A 14,542-nucleotide genomic window follows, 5' to 3' on the forward strand; every position below is an offset into this window, starting at 1 on the left:
CGCACGAGAGTGCCACATCCATTCCGTCTGCAACCATCTGTTCAGCGCCGCCCGCCTCGAAAGCGAGCCTTCTGCCGCCGGCTATCCGGCGCACCGTGGCGGCATGCCCGCATCTACCACCGAACCAAAGGTGGGGCACGGCAGATGAAGCCATCGTTCCGCTTCTGCGTCGAGGGGGATGTCCGTTCCCGGGTCCTGTGGAAGGATAGCGACCGTGTTCTCGGCCGCTGGATCATCGAACTCGACGGCCGGCAAACGCCTGTTCTGGCGGTCTGGCCCGCTACCGAGCGCCCGACTTCCTCCAATCTCTCCCGCCTCACGCACGAATATGGGCTGAAGGAGGAGTTGGATGGGACATGGGCGGCCCGACCGCTGGAGCTTGTGCGCGAAAACGGTCACACAGCACTGCTGCTCGAGGACCTTGGTGGCGAGCCGCTAGCCGGGCTGCTGGGTTCTCCCATGGAGTTGGGCCGCTTCCTGCGCCTGGCCATCAGCATCGCCGCGGCCCTGAGCCAGCTCCATCGGCGACGCCTGATTCACAAGGACCTCAAGCCAGCCCACATCCTGGTGAACGATAACCTTGGGTCGGCCCGGCTCACCGGCTTCGGCGTTGCCTCGCGCCTGGCACGCGAGCGCCACGCGCCAGGTCCGGCCGAGGAGATTACCGGCACGCTGGCCTATATGGCCCCCGAGCAAACCGGGCGCATGAACCGGCCGATCGATGCCCGCAGCGACCTTTATGCATTCGGCGTCACCCTTTATCAAATGCTGACTGGCGTATTGCCATTCGCTACCGACGACCCGATGGGCCTGGTGCACTGCCACCTGGCCCGGCAACCGATGCCGCCAGCGCAGCGGATCCCGGGTATCCCGGAATTGCTCTCCGACCTGGTGCTGAGGCTGCTTGCCAAACCAGCAGAGGAACGCTACCAGACGGCGGCAGGGCTGGAAGCTGACCTGCGGCGCTGTCAGGTCGAATGGGAGAACCGGAGCCGCATTGATGCGTTCCCGCTTGGCGCGCATGATGTGCCCGAGCGGCCGATGACCCCGTCGCGGCTCCATGGACGTGAGCGCGAAATGCAGGCGCTACTTGCTGCCTATGATCGGGTAATGGCAGACAGCGCGCCGGAGCTTGTGCTGGTTTCGGGGTATTCCGGGATCGGCAAGACTTCGGTCGTACATGAATTGCGCCAGGCCGTGGTCTCCCGTTATGGACTTTTTGCATCGGGCAAGTTCGATCAATTCAAGCGAGACATCCCCTATGCCACGCTGGCACAGGTGCTGCAGAGCCTGATTCGCCCACTGCTGGGCAAGAGCGAGGCAGAGCTCGAGCCGTGGCGCCAGGCACTGGACACGGCGCTGGGGCCGAATGGCGCACTACTGGCGCCCCTCATTCCAGACCTCGAGTTGATCCTGGGGCCGCAGCCGCCTGTAGCAGCCTTGCCGCCAAGGGACACGCAACATCGCCTCCATCAGGTATTCCAGTGCCTGCTCGGCGTCTTTGCCCGGGCCGAGCACCCCTGGTGCTCTTTCTCGACGATCTGCAGTGGCTGGATACGGGAACGCTCGATCTGCTCGCATACCTTGCGACTCAATCAGAGATGCGCCATCTGCTGCTCGTCGGCGCCTATCGTAGCAATGAGGTAAAGGCCAGCCATCCGTTGCTACAGCGATTGTCGGCCATACGCCAGGCCGGTGGGCAGGTGCGTGACATCAAGCTTGCCCCGCTTGGGGTGACCGACGTCGGCCGGCTAATCGCCGATGCCCTCCGCTGCCCGCCGGCGCGCGTTGCTGCCCTGGCTGGTCTCGTACAGGCCAAGACCGCTGGCAATCCGTTCTTCGCCGTACAGTTCCTCACGGCCTTGGCGGACGAGGAGTTGCTCGCCTTCGATCAACGGGTCGCGGGCTGGTCCTGGGACCTTGAGCAGATTCTGGCCAAGGGGTTCACCGAAAATGTGGCGGACCTCATGCTCAGCAAACTGGGGCGCCTTCCAGAGGGGACGCGGGATGCACTGCAGCTGTTGGCCTGTCTTGGCAACGACGCCACGACCGCGCTGCTGACGATAGTTCATGGCGGAGACCAGACTCTCCTTGAGGAAGCGCTTTGGCCGGCGATTCACGCTGGGCTCGTGGTGCGCCAGGAGGATACTTGCCGCTTCCAGCACGACCGCATCCAGGAGGCCGCCTACCGGCTGATCCCCGAGGGTGCGCGGCCGGCGGCACACCTTGAAATCGGCCGGCGACTGGCCGCGGGCACGCCGCCAGAGGCAGTCCCGGACCGCATCTTCGAGATCGTCGGCCAACTCAATCGCGGCGCCGCCCTGATTCACACTACCAGGGAGCGCGAGCAAGTGGCCGAGCTGAACCTGCTCGCTGGCGAACGCGCCAAGGCCGCAACAGCCTACGCCTCGGCGCTGAGCTGCCTTGCCGCCGGAACTGCCCTCCTGCGGGGAGACGCCTGGAAGCGCCGACCCGAGCTGGCTTTCGCGCTCGATCTCCACCGCGCCGAATGTGAGTTCCTGACCGGCGCCTTGCCCGTGGCGCAAGCGCGCCTTGCCGACCTCGCGGATCGAGCCCGCAGCCTTCCTGACCTGGCTCACGTCACCCAGCTTCAACTGGAGCTGTTCCTGGCCTGCGGCCAGCGCGCGCGCGCCGTCGAGGTGGGCCTCGACTACCTGCGCCGTGCCGATATCCACTGTCCGGCACAACCGAGCAAGGAAGACGTGCAGCGTGAATACGGCCGGATGTGGCAGCTGATTGGCAACCGCCCCATCGAGGCGCTGCGCGACCTGCCACTGATGACGGATGCGGTCTCCAGGGGCACGATGGATGTCCTGACGGCGCTCATGCTGCCAGCCTGGTACACGAACGTTGACCTGGGCTCCCTCATCATCGGCCGGATGACCAACCTCAGCCTTGAACATGGCAACTGCGACGCATCGTGCCTGAACTATGCCTGGCTCGGCCTGCTCCTGGGACCGCAATCCGGCGACTACGATGCCGCATTCCGCTTCGGCCGTTTAGGCGTGGACCTGGTGGAGCAGCACGGACTGGACCGCTTCAAGGCCCGCGTCTACCAGGCGTTCGGGGGCCACGTCATGCAGTGGACTCGCCCGATTCGGACCGCGCGCAGCCTGGTGCAACGTGCTTTCGACGTGGCGAGCAAGCTCGGCGACCTCACCTATGCGTCCTTCGCGCGCAACAATCACATTACCCAGATGCTCGCCATTGGCGAGCCGCTCGCCGAGGTGCAGCGCGAAGCCGAGGCCATGATCGACTTCGCGTACAAGGCGAGGTTCAGCCTGGCTGTAGACAGGGTCACGCCCCAGCTCCAGTTGGCCCGCTCGCTGCTCGGACGAACTCCGGTCTTCGGTACATTGAGTGATGCCGGCTTCCATGAGGAGTCATACGAGCGATATCTTGATGAGCCTCCGGGTCCCACGCTCGCCACCTGCTGGTACTGGGTCCGCAAGCTGCAGGCTCGCTGTCTTGCAGGCGATTATGCAACCGCATTGGCGGCGGCAGATCGGGCGGAGCAGCTGCTGTGGACGTGTCCATCGTTCTTCGAGCAAGCGGAGTACCACTTCTACGCCGCGCTGGCGCGCGCCGCTCACGACATCTCGCTCGCGGAGCCAGAAAGGATCCGGCATATCAGGATCATCAGCGACCACCATCGCCAACTCCTGCTCTGGGCGGAACATTGTCCGGAGAATTTCCAGACCCGCGCCGCATTGGTGGGTGCCGAGCTCGCACGCCTCGAAGATCGCGAAACCGATGCGATGAACCTCTACGAACAGGCGATCCGCAGCGCGCGAGACAGTGATTTCATCCATAACGAGGCGCTCGCTAACGAACTGGCGGCGCGCTTCTACGCTGCGCGGGGCTTTGAGAAGATCGCCAGGGTCTACCTGCAGGATGCCCGCCACGGCTATCTACGTTGGGGCGCCGACGGCAAGGTTCAGCAACTTGACGGGCTCTATCCACACCTTTGCGGCGAAGAGAGCGCGCCTGCGCCGACTGCGACGATTGGCCTGCCGCTGGAACGCCTGGACCTTGCCACGGTAATTGCCGTGTCCCAGGCGATCTCGGGCGAAGTGGTGCTGGACAAACTGCTCGACACGCTCATGCGCAGGGCGCTCGAACAGGCAGGCGCCGAGCGCGGAGTGCTGGTCCTTTCCCGAAGAACCGATCTGCGCGTCGTTGCCGAAGCCACAACCCGCGGCGATGCAGTCACCGTTCAACTGCTCGACGAGAGCGTTTCCGCGGCGGTGCTGCCTGTATCGATGCTTCACTATGTGCTGCGCGCCCGGGAAAACATCATCCTTGACAATGCGACTACCCAGAACGCGTTCGCTGACGATCCGTACATCCAGCGGCGACACGCCCGTTCGATCCTGTGCCTGCCATTGCTGACTCAGGCCAAGCTGATTGGCGTACTCTACCTCGAGAACAACCTTGCCCCGCGCGTCTTTGCGCCGGCCCGGACCGCGGTACTGAAACTGCTCGCATCGCAAGCTGCAACCGCGATCGAAAACGCCCATCTGTATCGCGATCTCGCACAACGCGAAGCGAAGATCCAACGCCTGTTGGAGGCCAACTTCATAGGCATCTTCATCTGGCACCTCGACGGCCGCATTCTTGAGGCCAACGACGCGTTCCTTCACATGCTGGGCTACCACCGCGACCATCTCGTATCGGCCAGCCTCAATTGGGCGGACCTGACGCCTCCGGAATGGCATGAGCGCGACGCCAGGCTGGCGCAGGAGTTCAGGCTGACCGGGAGCGTGCCGCCGCCGTTCGAGAAGGAGTTCTACCGCAAGGATGGCAGCCGCGTACCCGTGCTGATTGGGTCCGCAAGCTTCGAAGAGAGCGAGGATCAGGGTGTCTCCTTCGTGCTCAACCTGACTGAACGCAGGCGCGCCGAAGAAGCGCTGCATCATGCGCAGGCCCAGCTTGCTCACGTCACGCGGGTAACAACGTTGAGCGCACTGACAGCATCGATCGCCCACGAGGTCAACCAGCCACTGGCCACCATCATCACCAACGCCAATTCGGCTCTGCGCTGGCTCGCCCGCCAGCCTCCCGATCTTGGGGAAGTGCACGATGCGGTGGAGAGCATTGTCCAGGCCGGGCATCGCGCCGGCTCGGTGATCGGGGGATGCGTGCACTGTTCAGGAAGACGACTGCTGTCAGTGTGGCGCTGGACTTGAACCGACTCATCGAAGAGACCAGAACCCTCGTCCACTGCGAGGTGATCCGTCATCAAATCCTGGTCCAGACCGATCTGGCCGCCGACCTCCCGCAGGTCGTGGGAGATCGGGTGCAGTTGCAGCAAGTATTGCTAAACCTCTTGATGAACGGCATCGAGGCGATGAAGGACGTGACCGACCGCCCCAGGGTGCTGCTGATTCAGTCCCGGTGCGACGCGGCCGGAGCCGCCCTGGTCGCGGTTCACGATACAGGCATCGGGCTGGAACCACAGGCTGAGGAGCGAATCTTCGACGGCTTTTATACAACGAAGACGGAAGGCCTGGGCATGGGTCTCACGATCTGCCGAATGATCGTCGAAGCGCACGTAGGCCGACTGTGGGCAAGCGCGGTTGCGCCTTTCGGCTCCGTCTTTCAGTTCACCCTGCCACCCGCGCACAATTAGAGCGCCTGCGCGAGTGACAGGGATGACGAATCTTGCAATCGTCAAGCCAAGTCGAACCGATCAAGATTCATCACTTTGACCCATGCGGCGACAAAATCACGAATGAACTTCTCCGCGGCATCGTCGCTTGCGTAAACTTCCGCAAGCGCACGAAGCTGTGCATGCGAACCGAAGATCAGATCGACGCGCGTACCCGTCCATTTCCGCTCACCGGTCTTGCGGTCATATCCGTCGAACACCTCGCGGGAAGGCGAAAAGGGCCTCCATTCCGTCCGCATGTCGAGCAGGTTTCGATAGAAGTCATTGGTCAATGTTTCCGGCCGATCAGTCAGGACCCCGTGAGCCCCCTCCCCCGCGTGAACGTTCAGGACGCGCAGCCCACCGATGAGAGCGGTCACCTCGGGCGCGGTCAGCGTCAGCAATTGCGCCTTGTCGATCAGTAGTGCCTCGGCAGGAATGCTGTTCTTCCCCTTGAGGTAGTTGCGGAATCCATCGGCAACCGGCTCGAGCGCATCGAAGGATTGCACGTCGGTCTGTTCCTGCGACGCGTCCATGCGTCCCGGCGAGAATGGCACCGTCACCCGATGGCCAGCCCGTTCCGCCGCGAGCTCGATGCCCGTGCCACCGGCCAGCACGATCAGATCCGCCAAGGAGATCTTCCTGCTCCCCGACTGGGCGTCGTTGAATTCGGACTGGATGCCTTCCAGGACCTTCAGCACGTTCGCCAATTGCGAAGGCTGGTTGGCAGCCCATGCCTTTTGCGGCGCCAGACGGATGCGGGCACCGTTGGCCCCGCCCCGTTTGTCCGAGCCACGGAAGGTCGATGCCGATGCCCAGGCCGTCGACACCAGTTCGGCGACCGACAGACCCGACGTTCGGATCTTCTGCTTGAGCGCCTCGATGTCGTTCGCGTCGACCAACGGGTGATCGACTGCCGGGATCGGGTCTTGCCAGATCAGCGCTTGCGCTGGCACTTCCAGGCCAAGGTAACGGGCGCGTGGTCCCATGTCGCGATGGGTCAGCTTGAACCAGGCACGCGCGAAAGCTTCCGCAAACTGTTCAGGATTCTCCAGGAAGCGCCGCGAGATTTTCTCGTAAGCCGGATCGAAGCGCAGCGACAGGTCGGTCGTCAGCATCGTGGGCCGCAGCTTCTTCGATGCATCATGCGCGTGCGGAATCGTCTCGTCAGCGCCCTTGGCTACCCACTGATGTGCACCGGCCGGGCTCTTGGTCAACTCCCAGTCGTAGCGAAACAGGTTCTCGAAGAACCCCATGCCCCATTTCGTCGGTGTCGTGGTCCATGTCACTTCCAGACCGCTGGTGATGGTGTCGGCGCCCTTGCCGGTGCCGAATGCGTTCTTCCAACCCAGCCCTTGCAGATCCAGATCCGCGGCCTCCGGTTCCGGCCCGACGTTGGTGGCAGGCCCTGCTCCGTGCGTCTTGCCAAACGTATGCCCTCCGGCGATCAGTGCGACGGTTTCCTCGTCGTCCATTGCCATGCGACCGAAGGTCTCGCGAATATCGTGTGCGGCTGTAATCGGATCGGGCTTCCCGTCCGGGCCTTCCGGGTTCACGTAGATCAGACCCATCTGTACGGCTGCCAGCGGGTTCTCAAGGTTGCGCCCGTTATCGGCGTGGCCGCTTGCGGCATCGCGACCGTAGCGGGCATCGCCGCCAAGCCAGGTTCGCTCATTGCCCCAGTAGACGTCCTGATCCGGCTCCCAGGTATCCTCACGGCCACCGGCGAAGCCGAAGGTCTTGAATCCCATGGTCTCAAGCGCCACGTTACCGGTGAGGATCAGCAGGTCTGCCCAGGATATCTGATTGCCATACTTCTGCTTGATTGGCCAGAGCAGGCGACGGGCCTTGTCCAGGCTGACGTTGTCAGGCCAGCTATTGAGCGGTGCGAAGCGCTGTTGCCCGCGTCCAGCTCCTCCCCGGCCGTCACCGATGCGATAGGTGCCCGCACTATGCCACGCCATGCGGATGAAGAGTGGGCCGTAGTGTCCGAAATCCGCCGGCCACCAGTCCTGCGAGTCGGTCATCAATGCCGCCAGGTCCTTCTTCACCGCAGTGAGGTCGAGACTCTTGAAAGCCTTGGCGTAGCTGAAGTCCTCGTCCATCGGGTTGGACTTGCCGGAATGCTGGCTTAACAAGTCCAATCGCAACTGACTCGGCCACCAGTCGCGATTCGTCGTACCGCCGCCTGCGGCATGGTTGAACGGGCACTTCGCTTCGTGAGACATGCGGGATTCTCCTATGTCGGAGGCACCAGACTCTCGATCTGAACACGAGAGATCAGGCACCTGTCTGCTGGGAACTGTCACCACGCCGTTGCGGCGGGCTCGGCTAATGAACCCGGGAGGTTCAATAAACTGGAATGTGAAACGGGACCCGCGTAGCCGCGATGGACGCTCCGGATGGAATCTGGGGCCTGCCTCTATGCCTGCCTAAGGGGCAGACTCGCCATGGCGTACCTGCAAGACCTGCTCGATGCACCGGATGATGTCTGTATCCTGAAACGGCTTTTTTAGAAAGCAAGCCGCGCCGGCTGCCATGGCACGTTCCTCGGATCCCTCTTCGGCAAAGCCCGTCATGAAAATGACCGGCTTGTCGAAGCCGCGCGCACGCAATCCGTCATAGAGAGCAAAGCCATTCATTCCGGGCATCACCACATCCGTGATCACGCACGCGATCCGGTCAAGCGCGGCGAACTGCAAGAGATCCAGGCCTCCTGCGAATAGCTCCGCTGAGAAGTCATAGGAGCGAATCAGCCTTCCCATGGCATCTCTGACAGAAGCGTCGTCGTCAACGATAGCGATCACCGCAGTGGCAGTCACACTGAATCCTCGCGTGGTCTTTGCGGTGACCGGACATGGCCGAAGCTTTGTGCACCGCTCGCATTCAGCATAACCGCGTCCGGCGCGACGCCAAATAGTACTGAAGTATTGCCCAGGCTTCTCTGACGCCACTCTTGATCTACCGAACCCATCCATTCGTCTCGCGAGCCGGATCGCCCAAGTGCACGAAACGCGGCAGCCGAGGGCTTCGATCGCCGCTACCAGCCTAGAAGTTGTGCCGCATGCCTAGCGCAAAAGTCTGCGGATCGGCGCCGGCGCGAATGCCTAGCTGATTGATCGCAAAATCATAGATCGCATTTTTCTTGTTCTCGATCCGGCTGTAGTACGTGAACAGTGCCGTGCGTTTTGACAACGGATACTCGTACCCTCGGTGTGGCCGCGGGATATGCGCTGCTGCGTTCGACCTATCTGCTCAAGAAGGCAATCGACCCTGTCGATGCCATCGCGCGCCGATGGACCCTGATTGCATTGCCCGTGACCGTCATCTGCGGGCTGGTCCTTTCCGCGGCTACGCTGCATCTGAGCCTGATCGGCACCGAACGCTGGCACCAGCATAGCGTGCTGGCCCCGCTCTGCGTGCTCGGGCTGATTGGGGCGCTGGCGGTATCCTGCATCGCCGGCACGACCTGGACAGGCGGCCGGCGCGGTCCGTCCCGTGGCGCGGTGTTGCTATTCCTGGTGTCGTTCGGCGGGCTCGCCATCAGCCTGTTTCCGTACATCGTGCCAGGCAAGCTGCTGCTGACCGATGCGGCATCCGATAGTCAGACACTTGTATTCATGCTGATCGGCATCGGCATGCTGCTGCCCGTGATGCTTGGCTACAACCTCTATCAGTACCATGTGTCTCGCGGGAAGGTCTCAGCCTCAACGGGCCAGCCTCCCTGCTCGCGACGGGCTGGCCGCAAGGCCAGCCCGTTTGCTTTCCCGCATCGCAATAGACGATGCCTATTTCACCGCTTCCGCGAGGAACCAGGCGCGACGCTGCGCCTGGTCGATCCAGGTTTCAAGCAAACCGGCGGTAGCCACGTCGGCGTGTTCGTCGCAAGCATGGTGTGCCTCGAGCATTGCCGCCACCAGCTTCAGGTTATCGGCATGCAGCTCGCGCAGCATCGCGTGCGGCGACACCGACTCCTCATCGTTGTCACGCAGCCGCTGCAGGCGCGCAATACCGCCAATCGAACGCAGCGTGGTGCCGCCGATCTTTCGCACACGTTCGGCGATGTCGTCGGTAGCGGCGAAGATCTGCGCCGCCTGTTCGTCAAGCAGCAGATGGTAATCGCGGAAATGCGGGCCGGACATATGCCAATGAAAATTCTTGGTCTTCAGATAGAGCGCGAAGACGTCCGCCAGCAGTCCGTTCAGATGGTCGGAGAGCTCGGTGACGGCAAGTCCAGGGTCAGAATCGGTAGAAGCGCGTTGCATGGTGACTCCTGCAGAAGGATAGAGGCGGGCAAACGGAGGCCCGGCTAGAGCATAGCCCAGGAGATCCTCGCGGGTCTTGTCAGTAAGCCGATGGCTTTCGCAAATGCATTGCGCGTTGGCGCCAGTACTCATACTTTGATCTGATACCGCCCCCGACTGCATTCCCCTAGGATCAGGCTCGGCCCATGGTCCACATGCAAGACGAGGCCCACACCGCATGCGTAGCGAAACGAGTCGCCGGTTGCTGAATATTGCCGCCTGTACATTGGCGATGATCATCTTCGTGATCGATGCATTCACGCCGCTTGATATTGCCGTGGCGGTGCTCTATGTGCTGGTCATCCTGATGGTGGCGCTGACCGGATCGGAGCTGGCCACGCGCGTCGCCTCGGCTGCGTCTCTGTTGCTCACCATGGCTGCGTATCTTCTGTCGCCAAGCCATGGCGCAGGACATGGCCAGGAAATGCGTAGCTTCTTTGCGCTGCTGGTCATTGGCGCGACCACGCTGCTGGCGCTGCGAAACCTTGAGGACATGAGCGAGCTGCAGCGCGCCAAGGCAGCTCTGGCGCGCAGCGAGGCCTTTCTGGCCGAAGCCCAGCAACTCAGCAAAGCAATGCGCAGCCGTACGCCAGGATCGGACTTGCAGGCTCTTCGTCGATGCTTCCCATCCTTTGGTTTGCCTGTCGCCATCCCACCCACATGGAATGGCAAAGCGATCGACCCACGGCGTGGCGAGTGCTGCATTTATCGATCGAAAATCAAGCCTAATCGGGACGGAGGCGTTGCGTGGCGTGCAACGCTGACTTGCATCCCGTTGTGATTCAACTTGCGCTTTCCAGCGCCTAAGCTTCGGACATCGCAACCTGACACCCAAAGCCATAGCCATGGAAACCACAACCTCCCCCGTCTTCAACAAGGTCGGCCATGCCGCGGCGCCGATGTCCAGTGCGTTGATCGCGCTTTTCTCGCTGTGCGCCGGCGTGCTGGTCGCCAACCTCTACTACGCCCAGCCGATCATCGAGCTGATTGCACCGGCCGTTGGCCTGTCCGCGCAAAGCGCCAGCGTGATCGTGTCGCTGACCCAGATCGGCTATGCCGTCGGCCTGTTCTTCCTGGTGCCGCTGGCCGACCTCCTCGAAAACCGTCGCCTGCTGACGATCAGCGGCGTAGCCGCAGCCATCAGTCTCGCGGGAGCCGCCACCTCGTCGCAGCCAGGCGTGTTCCTGCTGGTGTCGCTGCTGCTGGGCCTGAGCTCGGTCAGCGTGCAGATCCTGATTCCGCTCGCGGCACACCTTGCACCCGAATCGCTCCGCGGGCGTACCGTGGGAACGATCATGGGCGGCCTGCTGTCCGGCATCCTGCTGTCGCGCCCCCTGTCGAGCATGCTGGCCCAGTACTTCGGGTGGCGCGCGGTGTTCTACATCGCCTCCGCCATGACGCTGGCCACGGTGGCGATCATCACCACGACGCTGCCGCGCCGGGTGCCGGAGCATCGCACTACCTACGCCAACCTGCTGGCCTCGTTGTGGCATCTGTTCACGCGCTACCCGGTACTGCGTCAGAGGGCGCTGTACCAGGGGCTGCTGTTCGCCGCATTCAGCCTGTTCTGGACTGCAGTGCCGATGGAGCTGACGAGCCACTACGGCCTGTCGCAATCACAGATCGGCATCTTCGCGCTGGTCGGGGCACTCGGCGCGGTGGCGGCTCCGATCGCTGGCCGGCTGGCTGACGCGGGGCACACACGCATCGCCTCATACGTTGCGATGATCGCGGCAGCCGTTAGTTTTATCCCGGGAATTGTCGGTGGCGCTGGCGGTCTGTATCTGCTCGCACTGACCGGCATCGTGCTCGACTTTGCCGTGCAGATGAACATGGTGCTGGGTCAACGTGCGATCTACGCACTCGATGCCAACAGCCGCGGCCGTCTGAACGCCCTGTACATGACGGCCATCTTTGCCGGTGGTGCGGTGGGGTCGGCAGTTGCCAGCGCGCTCTACACGCATATGGGCTGGGCCGGCGTCGTCGCGACTGGCAGTGGTCTCGCCCTGGCGTCGCTGGCAGCCCTGGCGCTGGCTTCCCGACGCTAAGACCGTTCCTTATCGAAATCCGTCAACAGGAGTCCTTGTCATGACATCCCAACTGTTTGCTCCCATCAAGATCGGGCAATTGCATCTGAACCACCGGGTGGGCATGGCGCCGCTGACACGGTCGCGCGCAGGCCAGCCGGGCAATGTGCCCACCGCCATGAACGTGGAGTACTACCGGCAACGCGCCTCGGCCGCGCTGATCATTACCGAGGCCACACAGATCTCCCAACAAGGTCAGGGCTATGCGTGGACGCCCGGCATCCATACGACGGAGCAGATCGATGGCTGGCGCGCCGTGGCCGACGCCGTGCATGCCGAAGGCGGCAGGATCTTCCTGCAACTGTGGCACGTGGGTCGCGTCTCGCACCCATCGTTCCAGCCCGGCGGCGCGCTGCCGGTGGCGCCCAGCGCGCTGCCGGTGCCCGGCAAGACGTTCATTGTCGACGCGGACGGCAACGGCGTGTGGGGCGAAATCCCGACGCCGCAGGCACTGACCGTCGAGGGCATCGCGCAGATCGTGCAGGACTACCGTCAGGCCGCGCGCAATGCCATCGACGCGGGCATGGACGGCGTGGAGATACATGCGGGGAATGGCTACCTGCTGGATCAATTCATCAACTCGGAAAGCAACCATCGCTCCGACGCCTACGGCGGCAGCATCGAGAACCGCGCGCGCCTGCTGCTCGAGGTAGTCGATGCCGTGACGGCGGAGATCGGCGCCGATCGCGTGGCCGTACGGCTTACGCCGATGGGCCGCTTCATGGGTATGGGCGATGACACCCCAGAAGCCACGTTCGGCTACATCGCGCTTCGTCTCAGCGACAGGTCGCTGGCGTATCTGCACCTGGTGGAGCCCGCGATGGTCGGCACGGTCAAGGACGAAGTCGCCGATCCGCGCTGGGACAGCATGATCCGCACGATGCGTGCGGCATTCCAGGGTGTGCTGATGCTGGCGGGCGGCTACGACGGCGCATCCGCGGAAAAGGCGATTGCCGACGGGCGTGCCGACATCATCGCATTCGGACGGCCGTTCATCGCCAATCCCGACCTGCCTCATCGAATCAGGACCTCGGCTGCGCTCAACACGCCGAATCCGGCCACGTTCTTCGGCGGAACAACCGTTGGCTACACCGATTATCCGGCGCTTGTCTGAGCGCGGTGGGCGGCGGGAGCACGGATCATGCAGATGGTCCTTGTCACGCAGCGCCTGGCAGCGGTCATGCTCCATGCCGGTCTCCCGCCCGTATCCTCACCTCCGAAACATCAATTTTTTTGAACAACACTGACAATCATGACTGGCTTGTCGCGCACTTCCGATCGCTATAGTTCTGCACATGGACAGCGCGACAACGCCACCGAGCAAACAAAGCGCCGCCATTCCAAAACGCAATATCATTGAATTATTTTCATCCGAGAGAGCACCATGTCGAACGCCAAGCTTGAAGTCCTGACCCCGCGCAACAGCCAATTGATCATCATCGACCACCAGCCCCAGATGGCCTTCGGTGTGCAGTCGATGGACCGCCAGACCATGAAGAACAACGTCGTGGGCCTGGCCAAGGCGGCGAAGATCTTCGAGGTGCCGACCACCATCACCACGGTCGAGTCTGAATCGTTCTCGGGTTACACCTACCCCGAACTGCTCGACGTCTTCCCCGGCAAACAAACGCTGGAGCGTACCTCGATGAACTCCTGGGACGACCAGAAGGTGCGCGACGCGCTGGCCGCCAATGGCCGCAAGAAAGTGGTGGTGGCCGGCCTGTGGACCGAGGTCTGCAACACCACGTTCGCGCTGTGCGCGATGCTGGAAGGTGACTACGAGATCTACATGGTGGTCGACGCTTCTGGCGGCACGACCAAGGAAGCGCATGACTACGCCATGCAGCGCATGGTCCAGGCAGGCGTGGTGCCAGTGACCTGGCAACAGGTCATGCTGGAGTGGCAACGCGACTGGAAGAACCGCGAAACGTACGACGAGGTAATGGCCGTGGCCAAGGAGCACTCGGGCGCATATGGCATGGGCGTCGATTACGCCTACACGATGGTCCACAAGACCGCGCAACGCACGGCAACCCCGCACGAATCGCTGGCGCCCGTGCACGCGCCGGTCATCGAACGCTGATTCAGGCGCGCCGTCAGTCAATCCCGGGAGCACACAACATGAAACCAGCTCGAAGCGTGGTCAATGGCGCCCTGCTGCTTGGATGCTGGCTGGCGATCAGCACCTCAAGCGTAGCGGTGGCGGCGATCGTCGCACAGACGCTAATCACTTGATCGTACGGTCAGCGGGGGAAGCCCTCCCCGCTGATATCCCCTTGCACCTGACCTGGCTCGTGCTTGGGATCAATCGACTACCGAGTCCATCGTCAGAATGATCCAGCCGACATTGACCGCCGACTCCATTCGACGATGTGCATCCGCTGCGCGGGCCAAAGGACATGCGCTATCCACAACCGGAACCAGGCGCCCGTCTCCTTCGAGCCGCTCGCTCCAGTGTTCGCGAAAACGTCGCACCATTG

The 14,542-nt window shown here is 62.7% G+C and carries 8 protein-coding genes and 3 pseudogenes; 6 read left to right on the top strand and 5 right to left on the bottom strand.

Annotation, left to right across the window (positions count from 1 at the left end; translation table 11 throughout):
* Positions 1-144 precede the first annotated feature (144 nt).
* Positions 145-5,653, top strand: a pseudogene (locus tag OMK73_RS39295) (trifunctional serine/threonine-protein kinase/ATP-binding protein/sensor histidine kinase).
* A 41-nt stretch (positions 5,654-5,694) separates the two neighbouring features.
* Here OMK73_RS39295 and katG read toward each other — a convergent pair.
* The 3 genes and pseudogenes from katG to OMK73_RS18035 form a co-directional block, all read right to left on the bottom strand.
* Positions 5,695-7,899 carry a catalase/peroxidase HPI gene (katG, locus tag OMK73_RS18025; RefSeq protein WP_267603288.1) on the bottom strand — a complete coding sequence of 735 codons (2,205 nt, stop codon included), beginning with the start codon at positions 7,897-7,899 and terminating at the stop codon, positions 5,695-5,697.
* 204 nt (positions 7,900-8,103) lie between these two features.
* Positions 8,104-8,493: a response regulator transcription factor gene (locus tag OMK73_RS18030; protein ID WP_267603290.1), complete on the bottom strand. Its 390-nt coding sequence runs from the start codon at positions 8,491-8,493 to the stop codon at positions 8,104-8,106.
* A gap of 226 nt (positions 8,494-8,719) precedes the next feature.
* Positions 8,720-8,881: pseudogene (locus tag OMK73_RS18035) on the bottom strand (porin); the annotation flags it as partial.
* A 5-nt stretch (positions 8,882-8,886) separates the two neighbouring features.
* Here OMK73_RS18035 and OMK73_RS18040 point away from each other — a divergent pair.
* Positions 8,887-9,297: pseudogene (locus OMK73_RS18040) on the top strand (cytochrome d ubiquinol oxidase subunit II); the annotation flags it as partial.
* 162 nt (positions 9,298-9,459) lie between these two features.
* On the opposite strand, the gene OMK73_RS18045 reads toward OMK73_RS18040, so the two are convergent.
* Positions 9,460-9,936 carry a Dps family protein gene (locus OMK73_RS18045; RefSeq protein WP_267606422.1) on the bottom strand — a complete coding sequence of 159 codons (477 nt, stop codon included), beginning with the start codon at positions 9,934-9,936 and terminating at the stop codon, positions 9,460-9,462.
* A gap of 217 nt (positions 9,937-10,153) precedes the next feature.
* Between OMK73_RS18045 and OMK73_RS18050 the strand changes: the two genes are divergently transcribed.
* From OMK73_RS18050 to OMK73_RS18065, 4 genes are all read left to right on the top strand, one after another.
* On the top strand, positions 10,154-10,756 hold the full coding sequence (locus OMK73_RS18050) for a hypothetical protein (protein WP_267603292.1): 603 nt from the start codon (positions 10,154-10,156) through the stop codon (positions 10,754-10,756).
* A 64-nt stretch (positions 10,757-10,820) separates the two neighbouring features.
* The gene (locus OMK73_RS18055) at positions 10,821-12,023 is read left to right on the top strand and encodes an MFS transporter (RefSeq protein WP_267603294.1); all 1,203 of its coding nucleotides are present in this window, start codon (positions 10,821-10,823) and stop codon (positions 12,021-12,023) included.
* 40 nt (positions 12,024-12,063) lie between these two features.
* On the top strand, positions 12,064-13,176 hold the full coding sequence (locus tag OMK73_RS18060) for an alkene reductase (RefSeq protein WP_267603297.1): 1,113 nt from the start codon (positions 12,064-12,066) through the stop codon (positions 13,174-13,176).
* A 270-nt stretch (positions 13,177-13,446) separates the two neighbouring features.
* Positions 13,447-14,145, top strand: coding sequence for a hydrolase (locus OMK73_RS18065; RefSeq protein ID WP_267603299.1), 699 nt, complete (start codon positions 13,447-13,449; stop codon positions 14,143-14,145).
* Positions 14,146-14,366: 221 nt separating this feature from the next.
* On the opposite strand, the gene OMK73_RS18070 is transcribed toward OMK73_RS18065, so the two are convergent.
* Complete coding sequence (locus tag OMK73_RS18070; protein WP_267603300.1) at positions 14,367-14,540, bottom strand: zinc-binding dehydrogenase; 174 nt, start codon at positions 14,538-14,540, stop codon at positions 14,367-14,369.
* Between the last annotated feature and the right edge of the window lie 2 nt (positions 14,541-14,542).

The organism is Cupriavidus sp. D39 (genome assembly GCF_026627925.1).
GTDB lineage: Bacteria > Pseudomonadota > Gammaproteobacteria > Burkholderiales > Burkholderiaceae > Cupriavidus > Cupriavidus ulmosensis.